This window comes from Granulicella sp. L56 (assembly GCF_009765835.1).
In the GTDB taxonomy this organism is placed as follows: domain Bacteria; phylum Acidobacteriota; class Terriglobia; order Terriglobales; family Acidobacteriaceae; genus Edaphobacter.
The window spans coordinates 243,412-260,459 of record NZ_LMUS01000001.1 but is presented as its reverse complement, the minus strand read 5'-3'; the positions used below and the strand labels follow the sequence as shown (position 1 = coordinate 260,459).

Genomic DNA, 17,048 nt, shown 5'->3' with positions numbered 1-17,048 from the left:
TACAGATTTCCCGAGTAAGTCGCTGCTCTTTAAATCAGGGATGGCTGGTGAAGGGCGATGAGAACGAACTCAGCGCTGAAGGCGCGGTCTATACCAGCATGGGGCGCAGCCCTATGAAACCAAAAGCCAGACAATGCAAGGGCTGAAGGCCCGACCGATGCTCGCCGCGCTGCTGCCCCCAGGATTCACGTAAACTTAAGCCAGTCCAAAATCAAATCTTTCCAGCGGTGAACCCGAAGCATGTATCGCACAATTCAACAGTCCCTGCTAAGCCGTCTCCAGGCCATCCTGCTTGCAAAGTACGACACGACGATTGCCACGCTGGTCGTGGAGCAGCCGCCGAACATTGCCTTGGGCGAACTCGCCCTGCCCGTCGCCTTCGAGCTGGCCAAGCGCTTGCGCAAGGCCCCTCGCGTGATCGCGACAGAGCTGGCCGCGGAGTTGACGGCTGTTCTGCCTGAGTTGGAAGGCGTGGCCAGCGTCGAAGTAGCAGGCGCCGGTTACCTCAACCTTCGATTGAACCGTGCGGCTGTGGCCAGAGAGATCGCAAAGGACAAGCACGCCGATGTCGGCGGCCCCGGCTTCCGCCTCGTCGAGCACACCAGCATCAATCCCAACAAGGCCGCCCACATCGGGCATCTGCGCAATGCGATTTTGGGCGATACCTTTCAGCGACTGCTTCGCCCGGACAGCTACAAGCGCGGCTATGAGGTCGGCGTACAAAACTACATCGACAATACCGGCGTACAGGTTGCCGATGTCGTTGTTGGCCTGGTGCATCTCGAAGGAAAGACGCTGGAGAGCACGAGGGAATTACTCGCCGACCTGCGCGCACGAGGAGAGCGCATCGATTTCTACTGCTGGGAACTCTATGCGCGCGTCTCGCAGTGGTACACCGCCGATCCGGCAGAGGCAGCTGCGCGCAAGCAACTACGCCTCGACACGCTGCACGCACTTGAGACCGGAGGCAATGATACTGCCGAGATTGCCGATCTCATCTCGACGGCAGTCCTTCATCGTCATCTGGAGACGATGGAGCGGCTCAGTATCGAGTATGACTTTCTGCCGAGAGAGAGCGAGATCCTGCACCTCCATTTCTGGGATGCGGCCCGCGAACTGATGATCGCGAAAGGCGTTCTCTACGAAGAGACCGAGGGCAAGAACAAGGGCTGCATGGTGATGCGCCGGGCTGGCTCTGAGGTTGCGGCCGGTACCACCGATGAAGATGCCAAGGTGATCGTGCGCTCGAACGGCACCGTGACCTATGTCGGCAAAGACATCGCTTACCACCTCTGGAAGTTCGGCCTGCTGCCCGGCAAGGACTTCGGTTATGTGAAGTTCCATGAGTATCCGACACACACCTGCTGGATCTCGACCGACGGCGTGAGCGATCCCAGCCATCCCGTCTTCGGCAAAGCGGACGCCATCTACAACGTCATCGATTCGCGGCAGAACGATCCGCAGAACAACGTCGTTCAGGCTCTGCTCGGCATGGGCTTCACCGACGCTGCCGAGCGTTACACCCACTTCAGCTACGAGATGGTTGCGCTGACTCCGCGCTGCGCCATCGAACTCGGCTACACCATCAGTGAAGAAGACAAGGCCAAAGCGTATATCGAAGTCAGCGGACGCAAAGGTTTCGGCGTCAAGGCCGACGATCTTCTCGACCAACTGATCGCCGCTGCTCAGGCCGAGGTCGATACGCGCCATCCTGATCTTGGCGATGAAGCGCGCCGAACGATTGCTACGCAGATCGGCGTAGGTGCATTGCGCTACTTCATGCTGCGGTTCACGCGCAATACGGTGATTGCCTTCGACTTCAAAGATGCGCTGAGCTTCGAAGGCGAGACCGGGCCGTATGTTCAGTACGCCATCGTGCGTGCCGCCAACATCTTTCGCAAGGCGGAGACGACGGCAGAGGCATCGTTTGCAGCCATCGCCGATCTCGACCTTAGCTCCATCCTCGACAGCGAAGAAGGAACGAGCCTGTGGGAGACGTGGCTGCTGGCCTCGAAGCTGACATTGATGATCGAGCAGTGCATCGCTACGGCGGAGCCGGCCTATCTGGCCAAGTATGCGTTCCAGTTGGCGCAACAATTCAACAACTTCTACCATCGCCACCATGTGCTGAAGGAGACGGACGCTTCACGCAGAACGCTTTTGCTGGCCACCGCCGCCGTAGCGCAGCGCGAGATGACGAGAGCCCTCGGGTATCTCGGCATCGAAGCACCCGAACGGATGTAAGGCAGGAAGTAACCGGTAAAATGGCTTTGTCTGGTTACGGGGACTAAAATGTAACCGGATAAAGTAGTTTTTACCGGTTACGCGATCAGCTTGCTATGCCGAATAGCTTCGTACCCACTCAAGGATGGAGCGCACTGCGATGCCCGAAGGCCCCTTCGCAAGAGCGGGTTTAGCGTCGTCGTTCCAGGCACATCCGGCGATATCGAGATGCACCCAGGGCGTGTCGCCAACGAACTCCTTCAGAAAGAGCGCCGCCGTAGTGGCTCCACCCCAGCGCGTTCCGCCGGTATTTCTGATGTCCGCAATCTGGCTGTTGATGAGTTCGCGATAATCGTCGGTGCAGGGAAGCCGCCAGAACTTTTCGCCTGAGATCTTCATCGCGTCCTGGAATTTCTCGCAGGTCTCGTCGTCGTTCGAGAAGAGTCCCGCATTCACCATACCCAGCGCAACGACACAGGCTCCGGTGAGAGTCGCTGCGTCGATGAGGTGCGTGCAGCCCAGCGTCTTGGCATAGTGCAGCCCATCTGCGAGCACGAGTCGGCCCTCGGCATCGGTGTTGATAATCTCGATGGTCTTGCCGGACATTGCCGTGACGACATCGCCGGGCTTGAACGCCTTTCCGCCGGGCATGTTTTCGGCCGAGCAGACAACGCTGATCACCTTCACCTTCGGCTTCAACTGTGCAATGGCACGCATCGCGCCGATCATTGCGGCAGCTCCGGCCATGTCATACTTCATCTTCTCCATGCCGTCCGCAGGCTTGATGGAGATGCCGCCGCTATCGAAGGTGATCCCCTTGCCGACGAGGCCCACGACGGGCGCGTCCTTGGCTGGAGATTTTCCTTTTTCGAGCTTGGGCTCATACGTGATAACGATGAGCGCGGGAGGTTCGGCTGACCCCTGCGCTACCGCCGAGAAGGCGCCCATCTTCAGTTCGTGAAGCTTTGCCGTCGAGAAGACTTCACACTTCAACCCCATCTCCGCGCACATGGCTGCGGCACGTTCGCCAAGCACCGTTGGTGTCAGCACGTTGCCCGGCTCATTGACCAGCGAACGGGTAAAGTTCTGCGCGTTGGCCACGATGAGGCCTTCGTCGAAGCCCTCCTGTATCTCTGTGCGCGTGGTCTTCTCGGTCTCTTTTGCCACGATCGAAAGTGTCTGCAAGGCAACGTCTTTGCGATCGCTCTTGTAGGTGTCGTAGTCGGAATCGGCAAGCAATGCGCCTTCGACCAGGGCACGCGATGTCAGCGGACAGGGAAGCTCGTCGAGGTGCTCGTCGGAGAGGGCATAGTCCTCGGGAAACGCGATGGCGATGTGGAGCAGGCCGCGAGGCTTGGCGGAACGCACTGCCACTCCGGCGCCTCTGCGGACTTCATGCACCGAAAGCGACTTTGCCTTCCCCAGCCCTACGAGCAACAGGCGCTCTGCCTTCAGGCCATTAGGGGCATGGAGCAGGAGAGTTTCGCCCAGCGTGGCCTTGAACTCGCCCGATGCCATGACCTTCGCCGCGGCGTCCGTTACCGCGTCCGAAGTTGACAGCAGGGCGGGCAAAGGATCTGCATCTGTCGCCGTGGCGATATCTACGGCGAACACCGCGAGTATGGGCGTAGCAAATCCGGCCGCATCCTGAAAGAGAAGCTTCGTATCCATGAGACTATCGTAACCCGATTCTCCGCCATTGGGCCGAGGCAACGCTGCAACCAGGGCAAACACTTCCGAGGGAAGCAAAATTTAGTTGGATGAGATGAACTAGCGGCGTTGACTTCTGGCAACGGCTGCCTTGGCTTCGTTGTCCGCTTCGCGGCGTCGCTCCGTCTCACGCTTGTCCCAGTCCTGCTTGCCTTTGGCGAGAGCAAGCTCGCACTTGACGCGGCCGTTGCGAAAGTAGAGGCGGACGGGGATCAGGGTAAATCCCTTTTGCCTGGTAAGCGTTTCGAGCTTGCGAACCTCAGCCTTGTGCAGCAACAACTTGCGTGTGCGCAATGAGTCGTGGTTCATTGCATTTCCGTGCGAGAAGGGGCCGATGTGCGCATTCAACAGAAAGCATTCGCCGTCTTTGAGCAGGCCATACGCATCCTTCAGATTGGCTTTGCCTTCCCGGATCGACTTTACTTCGGTGCCACGCAGGGCGACGCCAGCCTCGAACTTGTCGGACAGGAAGTAATTGAAGCTGGCCGAACGATTAAACGCGGCGTCCCGCAGGCCAGATGCCACCGGGTCGCGGTCCTTCGCCTTGACCACCGGCTTGGGCTGATGGGCGACGGTCGGATTGGAAAGTGAGCGAGGCATGGGACTTCTTACTTTAACATGCCGCGGATTCAAGCCTCACCCATAGCCCTCTGCCGCGTCTAACTCTCAAAGCCGTCACAAATATGAGGTCAACCGCACCCCGAATGGTATACTCACCCGAGCGCTACAGCCTGTCAGGCACAGCCCCCACAGGCGGCGTCCTTCACTCGGAAAGCATGGGGGCAGGCGCGGGCTCCGGCAGACGCCGCACTCTTCACGGTGTAAAGGACGCAAACGGAAGCAGCATGGGTCGCGGCAAAAAAATAATCATTAAAAAAGTATCGGCGTTCGCACTTCAGGCATACCTGCTTCTCTTCTTGCTGGCCGGATTTGTCGTCTTTCATCCCGTTCCGGCGCACGCCCAGTCGGGCAAAAAGTGGGACAAGCGCGGCCAGGATGCAGAGGTTCGCCAAGACTATGACACAGCCTATGAAGATTTCCGCCAAGCCACGCTGAAGAGTCCCGCGAACCTTACCTACAAAGCTCACTTTGAGCGGATGAGGTTTCAGGCTGGAGTCAGCCACATCGATCGCGGCCGCGTGCTGCACGCGAGCGGAGACCTTTCCGGCGCGCTCACTGAGTTTCTTCGCGCCCACGAGATCGATCCGGGCAACCAGACTGCGGAGCAGGAGATCGACCTCCTGCAACATCCAGAGTCAGGCCCGCCTGCAGCGCCTGCTCCCCCGGTTGCCAATCAAGCCCCTACAAGACAATCGGAGATGCTCAAAGAGCTCAACTCCGTTGCTGGGCCTATTGATTTGAAGCCGGTCTCAAACGATCCGCTCACCCTGCACGCGGTCGAGGACGTCAAGGTAATCTACCAGGCCATCGGAAAGATGGCTGGCCTTAACGTGATCTTCGACCCGGACTACGTCTCCAAGCGCATTCCAGTGGACCTTACCAACGTCACACTTTCGGATGCGTTGCGCATTGTCGGGACCATGTCCGATACGTTCTACAAGCCGGTCACCAGCAATACCATCTTCGTCGCGCAGAACAGCCGCACCAAGCGTGCCGAGTTGGAAGAGCAGGCGGTCCAGACGTTCTATCTGACGAACGCGAGCCAGCAGAGCGATGCCAACGAGGTGCTGACGGCGATCCGCAACCTGCTCGATCCCAGCACCAAGATCAATCTAGTGCCCAGCCAGAACGCCATCGTGATGCGCGCTACGCCGGACCAGCTTCTGCTGGCGCAAAAACTCATCAATGATCTTGATCGTGCCCGTCCTGAAGTGGTCGTTGACGTCGCAATCCTTGAAGTCAACCGCGATAAGGTACGCAAGCTGGGCCTCGCTCTGCCTCAATCGGTCACGCTCACACCACAGGCATCGACGGCTTCGACCAGCAGCAGCGGCACTGCGACAACAACAACCACGAGCTTGACGCTTAACTCGCTTGCCCATTTCAACTCCACCAACCTTGCCGTCGGCATCACCGGCGCCGAGCTTGATGCGCTTCTAACCGATGCAGATACTCACATCCTGCAGAACCCCAGCATCCGGGCTACGGACGGCCAGCGGGCACAGCTCAAGATAGGCCAGAGGATCCCCATTGCTACTGGCTCCTATAACGCTGGAGTCTCGACCGGCATCGCCAGCATCGGTGTTCAAACCCAGTTCACTTATATCGATGTCGGCGTCAACATCGATATGACGCCCACCGTGCACTATGACAATGAGATCAGCCTGAAGATGAAGGTTGAGGTCTCGTCGCAGCAGACGACAGTTACCATCTCAGGCGTCAGCGAGCCCATTATCGGCCAGCGCATCATCGATCAGGTCATTCAACTGAAAGAGGGCGAGCCCAGCATCCTCGCGGGCATTATGACCAAGCAGAACAATCTTAACGTCAGTGGCACGCCGGGTATCGGCGAACTGCCCATCTTCAAATACTTCTTCTCCTCTCGCGACAGAGAGGTGCAGCAGGATGAGATCGTCTTCCTGCTCATTCCTCATATCGTCCGCGAGTCGGTGCTCAGCCGCCTGAACACCCGTGCCATCGATACCGGTACTGGCCAGGCTATTCAGCTACGGCACGTCGACGCTGGGGAAGAGGCTGGGATCGATTTAGGCAATCCCGGTTTTGTGCCCGCGAAACCTGTCTCTACTGGACCGGCGACCAGCGCTGCCAACGCGGCCGAGGCCATGGTGCAGCAGATGAAGAAGCAGGCGGAGCCGCTGATGCCTCCGATACCGACAGAGGTTACGCCGCAGAGTGGGCCTCCGGTCAGCTTCAGCGTGGTGCCACCGGCTTCGGCGCAGACGGTCGGCAGTACCTTCCAGGTCTCGGTCATGCTCGGCAACGGACGTGATGTTTATTCGGTGCCGCTGCAGATGCAGTTCGACCCCAAGGTCCTTCAACTCGTCAACGTCGATACGGGTAACTTCCTCGGACGCGACGGCCAGCCCGTAGCGCTGGTGCATCGCGACGATGGAAACGGTCTGGTCACCATCTCCAGTTCGAGGCCGCCGAATGTCACCGGTGTCAGCGGGCAGGGAAGCCTGTGCACGCTGACCTTCAGGGCGGTCGCCGCAGGAGACTCCAACCTCGCCCTCGTCAAGGTCGGGGCACGCAATAGCGCCCAGGCCAATCTTCCGGCTGTCGGTTCGCAGGCCGTGGTGCATGTGAAGTGATGGTGTGCAACAACCCGGTAAATCAAGGAAAACCGGGTGCCCCACGTCCGGCACTTGAGGACGTGGGTTCTCATCGGCCCGGTCACTCACAATCCGGTCACTCACAATCGGGCCTCACGCTCATCGAACTGATTATCACGGTGGCCATCGTTGCCATCCTTGCCTCCGCGGCGATTCCGATTGCCCGTTTCCAGGTCAAACGGCAAAAGGAGGTCGAACTCCGCCGCGATCTATGGGAGATGCGAGACGCCATCGATCGCTACTACGATGCAGCCAGTAAAGGCGGCATTCAGACGAAGATCGATAGCATGAACTACCCGCCCGATCTGCAAACGCTGGTCAGTGGCGTCGATATTCAGGACAAGAAGGTCAAATTTCTGCGTAGCATTCCGGTCGATCCCATGACGAAGTCCACCGACTGGGGCTTGCGCTCCAACCAGGATGACGCTGACTCGACATCGTTCGGCGGCCAGAATGTCTTCGACGTTTACACCAAGAGCGACGGAACCGCACTGGACGGTACAAAATACAACACATGGTAGCGACGTACCCATCCCGCGCATCACGCACCGCCGAGCAAGGCTTCACCCTGCTTGAACTCATGATCGTCATGGTCGTGATTGCACTGCTGGCGGCGATCGCCATCCCTTCGTACACGAACAACATTCGTAATGCGAAGGAGGCGGTGCTCAAAGAAGACCTGCACACCATGCGCACGGCGATTGACTCCTACACGGTAGACAAGCAGAAGGCCCCGCAGTCGCTGGACGATCTGGTGCAGGCGGGCTATCTCAAGACGATGCCCAAAGATCCTTTCACCGAGCGCGACGATACCTGGGTTCCCGACGAGAGCAGCGACTTGTCAACGACCGACCAGACCGACTCCGGCATCGACGACGTTCATAGCGGCTCGCAACTAAGCGCCGCCGACGGCACCTCTTACTCTTCCTGGTAGATTTTCGCATCGTCCCACAAAAACCGAAGAGGCACAGCGATGGTCTGCTGTGCCTCTTCGGTTTGGTGCGGGAGAGCGCTTTACTGCGAAACGTGGAGCGTAGCGTTCAAGGGCGTTTCGCTGGAGGAAGCTCCCGCCATCACCTTGTAGTCGCCGGGCAGAAGCTGCCATGCATTTTTCGCGGTGTCGAAGATGGAGAGATAAAGAGGATTGAGGGTGATGCTCACGTCCTTTGATTCTCCCGGAGTGAGCTTGACGCGCTGCCATCCCACGAGCCGCTTGAAGTGTTCGTCTGCGGCGGAGGGAAGCGCAACGTAAAGCTCGGCGATCTCCGTGCCTTCGCGTGGGCCGGTATTTTTGACCGTGAAGTGCACGGTGCGTGTGGCATCGTCGACGGTCAGGCCGGAGTAAGCGTAGGTAGTGTAAGAGAGCCCGAAGCCGAACGGAAAGAGCGGCTGCTTGTGGGTCGCCTCAAACCACTTGTATCCGACCTTGGCGCCCTCGGTGTACTTGAGATCGAAGGGTGCGACCTCGTGATGGCCATCGTCACCAACTGTCTTACCGTTTGCGTTAAGGCCGGGGACGGTGGGATGCGGAAGCTGATCGTCATTCTTCGCGAAGGTGACGGGGAGCTTGCCAGAGGGGTTGACTTCGCCGAAGAGGATGTTCGCGAGTGCCTGCGCGCCACCGATGCCGGGATACCACATCTCGACGATGCCTTTGACGTGCTGCGCCCACGGCATGGTGACCGGGCCCCCAGTTTCGAGGACGACGATCGTGTTGGGATTGGCGGCAGCCACGGCTTCAACCAGCGCATCCTGATGGTCAGGCAGCGACGACGTTGGTGCGTCCTGGCCTTCGCGCATGGGCTGAGTAACAAAGACGATGGCGAGGCTGGAATCCTTGGCGAGCTTTGCCGCTGCCGCATGGTCTTTTCCATCGATGTACTGGACGTTGCTCTGTGGCGTCTTCTTGCGAAGGTAGCGAAGCGGAGAAGAAGGGAAGTAGATGACCTGTCCCCACGGAGAAGAACCGGGCTTGGGATCAATCGCGTTGCCGCCGGGAGCATCGACCTGCGCGGAGCCGCCGCCTGAGAGGACGCCGACATCTGCGTGTGAACCGATGATCGCGATAGAAGTAGAAGGAGAAGCTTTCAGGGGAAGAATATCTCCAGCGTTTTTGAGCAGAACGATGCTCTCTTCGGCGATATGCTGGGCATCGTCGCGGCCACGGAAGGGATCGACTACGGTGCGCACCGGAGGATTGTCGATCACGCCGGCATCGAACATGCTGCGCAGAATGCGGTGCACCATGTCGTTGAGGCGCGCCACGGGGACCTGTCCATCTTCGACAGCTTTCTTAAGCGGGTCACTGAAGTAGTTGTCATCACCCGGCTCGTCCTGATCGAGGCCGTTCAGCGCTGCCTTTACTGTGCTATGGGTTCCGCCCCAGTCGGAGACGACGAAGCCCTTGTAGTCGAAGTCCTTCTTCAGAACCTGGTTGAGCAGGTAGTCGTTCTCGCAGGCGTGGTCGCCGTTGACGAGATTGTACGAACACATCACGGCGGATGGCTTTGCGAGCGCGATGGCGATCTCGAAGGTGAGCAGGTCGGACTCGCGCATGGAGCGCTTGTCGAGCAGAACGTTGACGACATTTCGTCCCGTCTCCTGATCGTTGAGCGCGTAGTGCTTGATGTCGCTCATCACATGCTCGGACTTGACGCCCAGCGCAAGCTCGCCGGTCATGATACCTGCAAGAACCGGGTCTTCGCCTGCATATTCAAAGTTGCGGCCGTTGCGCGGCTCACGCGTGATGTCCAGGCCGCCGCCGATCGACATATTGAAGCCCTGCGCCCACGCCTCGCGGCCGATGACCGAGCCGTAGAGAAACGCCGCTTTCGTATCCCAGCTCGACGCTGCTCCGAGGGTTGAAGGCAACAGGGTAGCGTAGCGGCTTTGCAGTGCAGCCATGCGGATGCCCACCGCGGAGTCGGCCATGTTGATGCCGGGAATGCCGAGGCGCTCGACGCCCTCGGTGTAGCCAGCGCCCAGGTTCGAACCGGGAGCGACGGGATCACCCTTGCGCAAGACTCCCCAGCCTGTGCCGTGCACCATCCGAATCTTCTCATCCAGAGTCATCTGGCCGACGACCATCTCGGCGCGCTGGTCCGGTGCAAGAGCTTTATTCATCCACGGCATCTGTGAGACGTCCGGCTGCTTCTGTGCCTGAGCCTGCTGCGGGACGAATGCTGTCACAGATAATACAGCGGAAAGAAATGAGATCGTTACGCCCTTAAAAAGTGCAGAAAATTCCATTGGTGCTCCTTCATCTCTGGACGCAGCCGTCTGTCTGGGGCGGGTAAAACGCCAAGACATCTCTTGCCGGGTCGCTAGAGAGTCTAAATCAACTAAATCGAATTAGCTACGAGTTATTACGATTTAGTTGAAGCGGCTAAATAGCGGAAGGTCAGACCTCATAAGCATTTATTTCGCGAAGAGCTGGCGGATATCGGCGAAGGCTTTGAACTCCAAGGCATTACCTGCGGGGTCGAGGAAAAACATGGTGGCCTGTTCGCCGATCTCGCCCTTGAAGCGAATATAGGGCTCGATGACGAAATCGATTCCTGCCGCGCGAAGACGCTCGGCAAGGGCCTGCCATTGCTCCATCGGAAGAACGACTCCGAAGTGTGGAACGGGAACGTCGTGGCCGTCCACCGGGTTGTGGTGCTTATCGTGATCGCGAGACTTCGGTTTCAGATGCGCGACGATCTGGTGGCCGAAGAGATCGAAGTCAATCCATTGCTCCGAACTGCGTCCCTCGCGACAGCCCAGCGTTGTGCCATAGAAGCGACGAGCGGCGTCAAGGTCGTCAACGGGGAAGGCAATATGAAAGGGAGGGATGGGCACGGAGTTCTCCTGACACTCATCTTACGATGCAGTGCCAGGAGGAGGATCACATTGATCGACTAGCGGCGATAGAAGCCCTGGTTGTAGCCGCGCAGATAAGCATCGCGGAAGTGGGAGCGATACGGGCCGTAAGGACCGAAGGATGGGTTGTAGCCGGGAGTGTCGTGAAAGGCGCGGTTGCGTTTTGGATGGTAGCCCATGCGATTGTAAGCATCGCGAGAGCCGCTATCGACGCCCGCACGGAATCCCTGTTGCTCTGCGCTCTGTATGAGAGCGGATGGGCCGCCATAGGGTGGCGGAGGCGGTGGTCCAACATAGGTGCGATGGGCACAGCCAGCGGTCAGCAGACATGCTGCGGCAATAAGGGGGAGTGCGAGACGTGCGGGCCGGAAAAGATTCATTGAGTCCTCACTTGTAGATCCGCGCAGCGTAATTGCCACGCGTGTTCTTCAGTGAAAACGCTCAACGAGAAAAAATGTTGTTCTGAAAATTGTTTTAGCTGGCTTGCTCTTGCGGAGGGGGATTGTCGATGGGAAGACGAACAACAAACTCGGTGCTGCCGGGTTCAGAGGCGAAACGGATGACGCCGCCATTCTGCTCCACGATGCGATGCACGATGCCAAGGCCGATGCCGGTGCCGACGCCGATAGGCTTGGTGGTATAGAAGGGATCGAAGATATGTGCCTGGCACTCGGTCGGGATGCCGCTGCCATTGTCGCTGATGCTGATGCAGATCTCAGGGCGTCCGTCATTAAGCGTTTTCTCGACCCACGTACGAACTTTAATATGCCCATGCGGTGAGGCAGCATCGATGGCGTTGTCGAGAAGGTTGGTCCAAATCTGGTTGAGCCCGGAGCATAGCGCCTGAAATATAGGAAGCTCAACGGCGAGTTCTTTCTCGAGCACAATCTCCTTCTCGCGAAACTTGTGGCCAAGAATCATGAGCGTAGCGTAAATGCTCTTATTGATATCGACCAGTTGCCGTTGGCCCTTGCCTTCGTAGGCGTACGACTTCACCGCGAGCACAAGGTCGGAGACGCGGCCGATGCTCTCTTCAATCGTTCCGACGAGCTGCATACTGGAGACTAGGGCGGCCAGCCAGCTCAGTGCATCCGAGAAGATCGCACCGGGAAACTCCTCGCGCGCGCACTCCAGCTCTTTCGCGTCCATGCCAATCGATACGAGTGTCGGCGCCATCTTCCACGCATTCTCGATGTTGGATTCTTCCATCCATTCGGCGAGTGCCTCTTCGGCGTCGCTCTGTTCGAGCGAGTTCAGATGCAGCGGTTGCTTGACTGCGAGTGCATGCTCCTGCAGGTCGAACATGCATTGCTTCTGCTCCTGGCTCATCTCGGTGCGGCTGAATTTTGCCGTGAGCTCGTGCATTCGCATTAAATTTTCGCGGAGTTGTGAGGCGGCCCGGCGAGCGGCTGCTCCGGGATTGTTCAACTCATGCATCAGGCCGGCGGCGAGGGTGCCTAGAGATGCCATCTTCTCCTGCTGAACGGCAATGCTTTGCAGCTTCTGAATGCGCATGGCCATATTTCCGAGGATGGCCCTGCGAACACCGGGGCAGGTGGTCATCAGCTTCCAGAAAGCTTCTTCGTCAAATTGAAGCAGCTCCGCGGAATCCTTGGCGCGAACACTGACAAGGTTAGGGGTATTGGAGAGCAGCGGCACCTCGCCAAACGCAGTGCCCGCAGGAATCGGAGCGAGGCTCATCTCCTTGCCTTCGGCCACGGTTTGAAGCAGGCCCAGCTCGCCATCCAGCAGGATCCAGAAATAATGGGCAACCTCACCCTGTCGCACAAGCACCTCATCTTTTTTCAGATGAATCTCCTCTGCCCCTTCAAGGCAGAGTAATTCTTCGTCGTTCAGGGTCGACAGAATGGAGATGGTGCGCAATTTGGCAAAGACTGCATCGCTGATCTTGCCGATTGTTTTTGTTTGGACGGATTGGGTTTGGTCGCTCATTGTTTTCCTGGGAATTGCTTTTAAAGTGTTGCAAGATACTGGTGCACGAACTGGATTGCGATTGAGCCTTCGCCAACGGCAGAAGCACATCGTTTAACTGAGTTGTAGCGAACGTCGCCGGCGACAAAGATACCGGGTACGCTGGTCTCAAGCAAATAGGGTTCACGGTCGAGCGTCCACGCTCCAGCCGATTTGCTCTTCAGCTCCGGGCCGGCGAGGATGAAGCCCTTGCTGTCGCAGGCAAGCTGTTTCGGCAGCCAGTCGGTCTTGGGCGCGGCGCCGATGAAGATGAACAGGGAACTGGAGGGCCGCGCCTCTTCTCCGCGTGGCGTCTTCAGCGTCAGGCACTCGAGATGGTCATCGCCCGCCATGCCGACAACTTCGGTCTCGGTCTCGACGATGATGTTCGGCGTGGCCTTGATCTGGTCGATCAGGTACTTCGACATGCTTTTTTCAAGAGAGGTGGCGCGCACCAGCATGTGAACCTCTGAGGCATAGCGCGAAAAGTGCATCGCCGCCTGGCCCGCCGAGTTCGCGCCGCCGATGATGTAGACCGCCTCGCCCGCGCAAGACATCGCTTCGGTAAGTGCCGCGCCGTAGTAGACGCCTGCCCCGTTGAACTGGTCGCATCCGGGGATGTCGAGCTTGCAGTAAGAGACGCCCGTGGCGATGAGGCAGACATGGCACGTCACCTCGCGGCCGTCTTTCATCGTTACGATGTGGTAGCGGTTCTCCGACCGGATGCAGGTGACCTGCTGCAGAAGAAACTCAGCACCCAGCCGTCCTGCCTGTAGAAATGCCCGCTTCGCCAACTCGTCGCCGCTGATGCCGGAGGGGAAGCCGAGGTAGTTTTCAATCTTGGAGCTGGAGCCAGCCTGGCCGCCGACGGCGTTGGGTTCGACGATCAGCGTACGCAGCCCCTCGGAGGCCCCGTAGACGCCCGCCGCAAGTCCGGCTGGGCCCGCCCCCACGACAACGACATCGTAGAACTCCTGCTGCGCCTGGGTGGGAATACCGAGCTTCTTTGCCAGCTCGGTCGATGACGGTTGCACCAGCGCCGTTCCATCCCCAAAGAGGACGACCGGCAGCTTGGCGTCGTCGATGCCTTTTTCTTTCAGCAGCGGAAGCGCGTCCGGATGCTGCTCCGGGTTCAGCCACTGATAGGGAATACGGTTGCGCGAGAGAAAGTCGCGCACGGCATGGTCCGCAGGCGACCAGCGCACACCAACCACCCGGATGCCCTCAAACGGCGGCTTGTACCCCTGTTTCCAGGCTTCGAGCAGGTCGTCGAGCACCGGGTAGAGCTTCTCCTCGGGCGGGTCCCAGGGCTTGTTGAGGTAATAGTGGATCTTTGCAGAATTGATGGCGCGAATTGCCGCCTCGGTGTCGGCGTAGGCAGTCAGCAGAACACGTTTTGCATCGGGATAGAGCTTGAGCGCCTGCTGCAGGAAGTCGACGCCGGTCATTCCCGGCATCCTCTGGTCGGAGAGGAAGAGGGCTACCGTATCCTTGCGCTCCAGAAGCTGGCGACAGATATCGAGCGCGGCAGCACCCGAAGCAGCACGAACGATCCGGTAGCTCTGACCGTAGTGGCGGCGCAGGTCCTGAACGACAGCTTCCAATACGCTGGTGTCGTCATCGATAGCGAGCAAAATTGGCTTAGGCATACCCTAGTTATACTTCGCAGACGGGTTTTCCACATACCCGCACGTATGATTCGATTGTGCTCGGAGCCCCAAGGGTTCAGAAACATAGGGGGTTGACGAACCAGGCTCCTGTTATGAATCGTTTGGCGTCCTGAGTTGTCCGATTTATGGACATCTCCGCTCGGGCTGCGCAGCTTGCCGATGAGGGGTAATACGGGGCGATAGATCCCGGCAGGAGATAGAAAGAGCTCATGAACCGACTTATCCTCGCTGATAATCAGGCGATATTCCGGGCTGGGGCAGCGCGCGTGCTCGCGTTGGAGGACGATATGCGCATCGTCGCCCAATGCGAGAGCGCGGAGAAGCTATTCGCTGCGATCGAGACATTTCGAGGCGGTATTCTGCTTGTGGCTTCGAGCCTGCGTCCGGACTTTCAGACCCTATTTGCCCGCACGAAAATATCGTGTAGCCACATCATCCTTGTCGCCGAGAACTCAGAGCAGGTCGCCGACGAGATCGTCATCCTTCTCGACGGCATCGTGGGTCGCAACGTCGCCGGGCCGGAACTGGTGGACTGCGTTCGAAAGGTGGCCCGGGGGCAGCGCTTTGTGCAGCTTGCCAACGTCACCACGATGCAAGCCGCCGACAGCGTCGGGGCGCGTGTCCGCGACCGGCTGACGCCCAAGGAGATGCAGATTGTGGCACTGATCGTTCAGGGCTGCAAGAACAAGGAGATCGCCACCCAGCTCGGCACCAAGGAGCAGGTCATCAAGAACTACCTGCGCGGCATCTACGACAAGACCGGCGTCTCCGACCGGCTGGAGCTGGCGCTGTTTACGATTCACCATCGCGTTCTCGCCGAGGCTGCGGCCAAGGCAGGGAATCTGCTTCAAATGAAAACCGCGTGAAGCCGAAGATTGATAGTCACCCGGCGTGATTTGTGAGCATTTGAATCCGCATCACACGCGGGCCGAGCGTCAACCGTACATCACGCCTGAATTGCTCTGTCCGACCTCGATAAGATATCCATCGGGATCGCGGATGTAGCAGCGCGTCTCGCCGTACTTTGGAATCGGCTCCGTAATGAACTCGGCTCCCCGACTTTTCCATAACTCATAGCACGCTTGAATATCCGCAACCCGGAAATTCAGAAAGCTGGTGATGTGGTTCGGGTCGGGGACGCTGAGCGTTACCGTCGGCTTATCCGGGGTCGGTCCACCTCCAACGTTCAGAATCATCCAGATATTTGCAAGCTGAAGGTACCCAGGCGCGTTGCCGTCACCCAGGCTCAGAATGCGAGCGCCGAAGACCTTTTCGTAGTATCGAGCTGATCGCTCAATGTCGGCGACGGTGAGAAAATGCGCGATGCTGATCCCCTCCTTCGGGGGCATCTCATAGCTCTTCTGCTCGATTTGCACGTTGCTCATTGACGACTCCTTTCCGACACAGAGCCCACCGGTGATTAAACACCCCAATTACGTTGTAGTCGAATTGCGATTCCATCTTGCCTGCCGGTTTTCCGGGGAATAGCGACGCCAGTTGCCGCCCATAACCGTCGGTGTCACTTCGTCATCGGATATCATCGCCGCATGGACCCCAATAATCCGATTGTTCGTCTCTGTGCCGAAGGCATGGAACGGGAGATGAAGGGCGAGCTCGACGAAGCTTCGAAACTCTTCATGACAGCGTGGGAGCAAAGTGCAGACGATTTTGAAAAGTGCATCGCTGCGCATTATGTCGCCAGGCATCAGAAGACGGCGTCCGACATGCTTCGCTGGAATCAGGAATCGCTGGATCGGGCGAATGCCGTCGATGGCGCTCTAGTTCAAGGTTTCTATCCCTCCCTCTACCTGAATATGGGGAAATCTCACGAAGATCTAGGGAACCGGGAAGAAGCAAAGAGATTCTACGAATTGGCTTCCGCTCACCTGAACCAGCTTTCGGCAGACCGTTACGGAGACATCGTTCGAGATGGTGTTGTGAGAGGACTACAGCGGGTAAGTTAGACCGAATTCTGAACGATTAACCTTCTAAATGGCTGTCCAGAAACTGCTGTGAAAGTTACTTTGTTGTTTCCTGTTGCTTTAATCCCACTACAAAACTTCACTTTATATCGACCGGCCAACACTAACGTCATCTCGACCGGAGCGCAGCGGAGTGGAGAGACCCCTGTATTTCGTCTTTTTTGCGATGAGCCTGTTTTTCGAGGATCAACCAGCGGCAGTCTCCACAAAGGGCAGCCTGCAGCTTGGTTGAAACAAACTGCAGCAAAATACAGGGGTCTCTCGCTGCGGCGGCAAAAACGCCGCCTTCGGTCGAGATGACGTGCGGTTGTGGCGCGTCCAGACCACATTTTTAGCGTTTTTGGACAGGCCAATCTGGCTTGATTGCTTCTTCGCGT

The 17,048-nt window shown here is 58.2% G+C and carries 14 protein-coding genes; 6 read left to right on the top strand and 8 right to left on the bottom strand.

Annotated features, from left to right (window positions below; all coding sequences use genetic code 11):
* Window positions 1–240 precede the first annotated feature (240 nt).
* Complete coding sequence (locus tag GSQ81_RS01130; protein ID WP_158908914.1) at window positions 241–2,244, top strand: arginine--tRNA ligase; 2,004 nt, start codon at window positions 241–243, stop codon at window positions 2,242–2,244.
* Window positions 2,245–2,337: 93 nt separating this feature from the next.
* On the opposite strand, the gene GSQ81_RS01125 is transcribed toward GSQ81_RS01130, so the two are convergent.
* Window positions 2,338–3,894: a leucyl aminopeptidase gene (locus GSQ81_RS01125; protein WP_158908913.1), complete on the bottom strand. Its 1,557-nt coding sequence runs from the start codon at window positions 3,892–3,894 to the stop codon at window positions 2,338–2,340.
* 99 nt (window positions 3,895–3,993) lie between these two features.
* A complete protein-coding gene (gene smpB / locus GSQ81_RS01120; RefSeq protein ID WP_158908912.1) occupies window positions 3,994–4,533 on the bottom strand; it encodes an SsrA-binding protein SmpB in 540 nt (179 codons plus the stop codon).
* A 104-nt stretch (window positions 4,534–4,637) separates the two neighbouring features.
* Here smpB and GSQ81_RS01115 point away from each other — a divergent pair, with 104 nt between their 5' ends.
* The 3 genes from GSQ81_RS01115 to GSQ81_RS01105 all read left to right on the top strand — a co-directional run bounded on the left by GSQ81_RS01115 (window position 4,638) and on the right by GSQ81_RS01105 (window position 8,121).
* Window positions 4,638–7,166 (top strand): secretin N-terminal domain-containing protein, encoded by a 2,529-nt coding sequence (locus GSQ81_RS01115; protein ID WP_158908911.1) that lies wholly within the window; start codon window positions 4,638–4,640, stop codon window positions 7,164–7,166.
* A 62-nt stretch (window positions 7,167–7,228) separates the two neighbouring features.
* Window positions 7,229–7,708, top strand: a complete 480-nt coding sequence (locus GSQ81_RS01110) for a type II secretion system protein (RefSeq protein WP_254059920.1) — start codon at window positions 7,229–7,231, stop codon at window positions 7,706–7,708.
* Complete coding sequence (locus tag GSQ81_RS01105; protein ID WP_158908909.1) at window positions 7,702–8,121, top strand: type II secretion system protein; 420 nt, start codon at window positions 7,702–7,704, stop codon at window positions 8,119–8,121. The genes GSQ81_RS01110 and GSQ81_RS01105 overlap by 7 nt, the downstream gene beginning before the upstream one ends.
* An 80-nt stretch (window positions 8,122–8,201) precedes the next feature.
* On the opposite strand, the gene GSQ81_RS01100 is transcribed toward GSQ81_RS01105, so the two are convergent.
* From GSQ81_RS01100 to GSQ81_RS01080, 5 genes are all read right to left on the bottom strand, one after another.
* Window positions 8,202–10,436, bottom strand: coding sequence for a glycoside hydrolase family 3 protein (locus GSQ81_RS01100; protein ID WP_158908908.1), 2,235 nt, complete (start codon window positions 10,434–10,436; stop codon window positions 8,202–8,204).
* 168 nt (window positions 10,437–10,604) lie between these two features.
* Window positions 10,605–11,027 (bottom strand): VOC family protein, encoded by a 423-nt coding sequence (locus tag GSQ81_RS01095; protein ID WP_158908907.1) that lies wholly within the window; start codon window positions 11,025–11,027, stop codon window positions 10,605–10,607.
* Window positions 11,028–11,086: 59 nt separating this feature from the next.
* The gene (locus GSQ81_RS01090; protein ID WP_158908906.1) at window positions 11,087–11,428 is read right to left on the bottom strand and encodes a hypothetical protein; all 342 of its coding nucleotides are present in this window, start codon (window positions 11,426–11,428) and stop codon (window positions 11,087–11,089) included.
* Between the two features lie 94 nt (window positions 11,429–11,522).
* Window positions 11,523–13,001 (bottom strand): sensor histidine kinase, encoded by a 1,479-nt coding sequence (locus GSQ81_RS01085; protein ID WP_158908905.1) that lies wholly within the window; start codon window positions 12,999–13,001, stop codon window positions 11,523–11,525.
* Between the two features lie 20 nt (window positions 13,002–13,021).
* Entirely contained in the window at window positions 13,022–14,668 is a 1,647-nt protein-coding gene (locus tag GSQ81_RS01080; protein ID WP_158908904.1) for an FAD-dependent oxidoreductase, read from the bottom strand.
* Window positions 14,669–14,898: 230 nt separating this feature from the next.
* Here GSQ81_RS01080 and GSQ81_RS01075 point away from each other — a divergent pair, with 230 nt between their 5' ends.
* Window positions 14,899–15,555 carry a response regulator transcription factor gene (locus GSQ81_RS01075; protein WP_158908903.1) on the top strand — a complete coding sequence of 219 codons (657 nt, stop codon included), beginning with the start codon at window positions 14,899–14,901 and terminating at the stop codon, window positions 15,553–15,555.
* A 69-nt stretch (window positions 15,556–15,624) separates the two neighbouring features.
* Here GSQ81_RS01075 and GSQ81_RS01070 read toward each other — a convergent pair whose 3' ends face one another.
* Complete coding sequence (locus GSQ81_RS01070; RefSeq protein ID WP_158908902.1) at window positions 15,625–16,074, bottom strand: VOC family protein; 450 nt, start codon at window positions 16,072–16,074, stop codon at window positions 15,625–15,627.
* Between the two features lie 216 nt (window positions 16,075–16,290).
* On the opposite strand from GSQ81_RS01070, the gene GSQ81_RS01065 reads away from it, so the two are divergent.
* Window positions 16,291–16,653 carry a hypothetical protein gene (locus GSQ81_RS01065; protein ID WP_216846350.1) on the top strand — a complete coding sequence of 121 codons (363 nt, stop codon included), beginning with the start codon at window positions 16,291–16,293 and terminating at the stop codon, window positions 16,651–16,653.
* Window positions 16,654–17,048 lie beyond the last annotated feature (395 nt).

Excerpts from the sequence above, each read along its gene's own strand:
- GSQ81_RS01130 (WP_158908914.1), top strand. The coding sequence starts at position 241 with ATGTATCGCACAATTCAACAGTCCCTGCTAAGCCGTCTCCAGGCCATC.
- GSQ81_RS01125 (WP_158908913.1), bottom strand. The coding sequence starts at position 3,894 with ATGGATACGAAGCTTCTCTTTCAGGATGCGGCCGGATTTGCTACGCCC.
- smpB (WP_158908912.1), bottom strand. The coding sequence starts at position 4,533 with ATGCCTCGCTCACTTTCCAATCCGACCGTCGCCCATCAGCCCAAGCCG.
- GSQ81_RS01115 (WP_158908911.1), top strand. The coding sequence starts at position 4,638 with ATGGTATACTCACCCGAGCGCTACAGCCTGTCAGGCACAGCCCCCACA.
- GSQ81_RS01105 (WP_158908909.1), top strand. The coding sequence starts at position 7,702 with ATGGTAGCGACGTACCCATCCCGCGCATCACGCACCGCCGAGCAAGGC.
- GSQ81_RS01100 (WP_158908908.1), bottom strand. The coding sequence starts at position 10,436 with ATGGAATTTTCTGCACTTTTTAAGGGCGTAACGATCTCATTTCTTTCC.
- GSQ81_RS01090 (WP_158908906.1), bottom strand. The coding sequence starts at position 11,428 with ATGAATCTTTTCCGGCCCGCACGTCTCGCACTCCCCCTTATTGCCGCA.
- GSQ81_RS01085 (WP_158908905.1), bottom strand. The coding sequence starts at position 13,001 with ATGAGCGACCAAACCCAATCCGTCCAAACAAAAACAATCGGCAAGATC.
- GSQ81_RS01080 (WP_158908904.1), bottom strand. The coding sequence starts at position 14,668 with ATGCCTAAGCCAATTTTGCTCGCTATCGATGACGACACCAGCGTATTG.
- GSQ81_RS01075 (WP_158908903.1), top strand. The coding sequence starts at position 14,899 with ATGAACCGACTTATCCTCGCTGATAATCAGGCGATATTCCGGGCTGGG.
- GSQ81_RS01070 (WP_158908902.1), bottom strand. The coding sequence starts at position 16,074 with ATGAGCAACGTGCAAATCGAGCAGAAGAGCTATGAGATGCCCCCGAAG.
- GSQ81_RS01065 (WP_216846350.1), top strand. The coding sequence starts at position 16,291 with ATGAAGGGCGAGCTCGACGAAGCTTCGAAACTCTTCATGACAGCGTGG.